This is a genomic window from Rhizobium sp. PDO1-076, assembly GCF_000247475.1.
Taxonomy (GTDB): Bacteria; Pseudomonadota; Alphaproteobacteria; order Rhizobiales; family Rhizobiaceae; genus Allorhizobium.
On record NZ_AHZC01000237.1, the window covers coordinates 1 to 2,079 of the forward strand.

The 2,079-nt window shown below is 51.5% G+C and carries 2 protein-coding genes; both read left to right on the top strand.

All coding sequences use genetic code 11. From position 1 onward, the window contains the following. Positions 1-390 (top strand): hypothetical protein (locus tag PDO_RS28355; RefSeq protein ID WP_037074149.1); only part of this gene is annotated, 390 nt, incomplete at its 5' end. A 393-nt stretch (positions 391-783) separates the two neighbouring features. After that, positions 784-2,079: hypothetical protein (locus PDO_RS27910; protein WP_007602739.1), on the top strand; the 1,296-nt coding region annotated here is incomplete at its 3' end.

The following is a 2,079-nucleotide window of genomic DNA, read 5'->3' on the forward strand; positions in this document are numbered from 1 at the left end:
CAGTCTATATTTCGATCGGGTTGGATTGCCCTTGGCTGGGCTGCTGGTAAAGGTCGAAGCCTTGTGAATTGGGCAAGTCAGCCAGATCAATCTGGCATCAAAGCGGACGATGCACAGGCCGGTCTTTCTAGGTTTACTAACACACAGAGTCTGAAATTCTGGAAGGGAAACCCTTATCTCAAATTGAATGCGATCACCGATGCGGACCAGGGAGAGCCTGATGCCGGCAACGTGGCGGATAACATGTCTGGTTCAGGCAAGGCTATCGTCAATCCGCACGAGGACGATGATTCTGTTTACGAACCCACCCCCGAGGAGGACCAACATGCGGAGAATCTTGCAAACAAACCTAGTACCAGATTTCGAGTTGACCTGAACGTTTCCGCTTGATCAACACGCATTCCCGGCCCTCTCCCTCGCCAAGCGCGTCCAAGGGACGGAAACGCTTCGGCGATGTCTCCTTCTCCCCGCTTGGCGAGGGAGAAGGGGCCCGAAGGGTGGATGAAGGGCTGCCGCCTCAACCGCGCTGAGATTTCGCGGCTCCCCCGCCTGTCGCCCGAAACCGCTGCGGTTTCGGGCGACAGGCATGAAAACAAAGAGCTAAAACCTATCGCGTTGTAGATTCGGCACGGTGATTTTTCGGTTTCCTATTAAAAATTATAGAGTCATTTGAATAGGAATGCTCGTTCGGAAACAAAAATTTAATCGTGCCGGATCTATAATCTGAATTCACCCGATAGGTTTTAGGCAAGAGTGCGTATGCGTTGAAGAAAGAGAGATTTGATGTCCCCAATTCCAGCCCAACGGAGCGGACGAAGCCTAACTTCTGTCACGAAAATGCTGTCAAGTTTCAAGGGAGCGAGTGGAAGATTTTACGGAAAAAGAACTGCAGCGGTGCCTCAAGAGGCAAAGCCAGGCGCAAAACCCTCTTTAATTCAACAGTATACTAACGGTGTGCCGGTTATGCAAAACGTAAAGCGGGGGCAGTTTGGATGGCCTCTATACAATTTACTCGCTGGTGGTAAGGCCAAAGATCCCTCGACTTTAACAAGTCCGGCATTGCAATCTGTTAAGATTACAAAAGTGACGGGCAAGGCGCTTGGTTCAGGCAAGGCTAGCGATCAGGCGTATAATCCATTCGCTGAGGACGCACCGGAGGGGGAGGGGCGCTCATCATTTAGTTCAATTGATGAAGCCGATGAAGGTGTTTCATACAATCCATTCGCTGATCCCGTTTCAGAAGCCAAAGATCCCTCGAGTTTAGCAAGTCCGGTATTGCAACCTGTTAAGATTACAAAAGTGACGGGCAAGGCGCTTGGTTCAGGCAAGGCTAGCGATCAGGCGTATAATCCATTCGCTGAGGGCGCACCGGGGGGGGAGGGGCACTCATCATTTAATTCAATTGATGATGGCGAAGAAGCTGGGTCATTCAATCCAGTCGAGGAACCACACAATCCATTCGCTGATCCCAATGCCACTCCTAATTCTCCCAGCGAGAAAGATTTGTTCACAGCAATTGCCAGGCCCTCGGTTAAGAAACGCGCCTCGCACGCGAACGATTTTTCAGGTGCTGCGCGGCCGCTCCAAGATACAGCACCTCTGTCGGCACCTGGCAGTGCTGAAAAACCTATGCAGCGCGAACCGATTGTGCCGAATGTTAATTCCGGGTCTTTGGCTAAGATCAAAAAAAACTTGAGTTTAGCAATTCAGCCAGTCTCTGATTTTATTCAGTCTCTAAGGCGACAGGGTGGGATTGCCCTTGGCCGGACAGGTGGTTTAGGTGAAAGCTTCTCGAAATGGGTAATTCAGGCTCTAAAGCGATGGGCTCCATTCGCTGATCCCGGAGCCAAGGTGGCGGGTACGGTGGGTACGGTGGGTCATCCCGTCAAGGTTAGCGCCGATGGGGACAGTGTACGGCGTGATCGATATAGTTCAATCCTGACGTACACCCCAGATCTGGAGTATGATGGGAACGTGCGGCTTAAGCGATATAGTGGAATCCAGGAGGGCAACTCGGATTGGGATGTTCTGGAAGCTCTGGACCTTCCGGATTCTGCTATAGAGAGCTGGCTCGGGAAA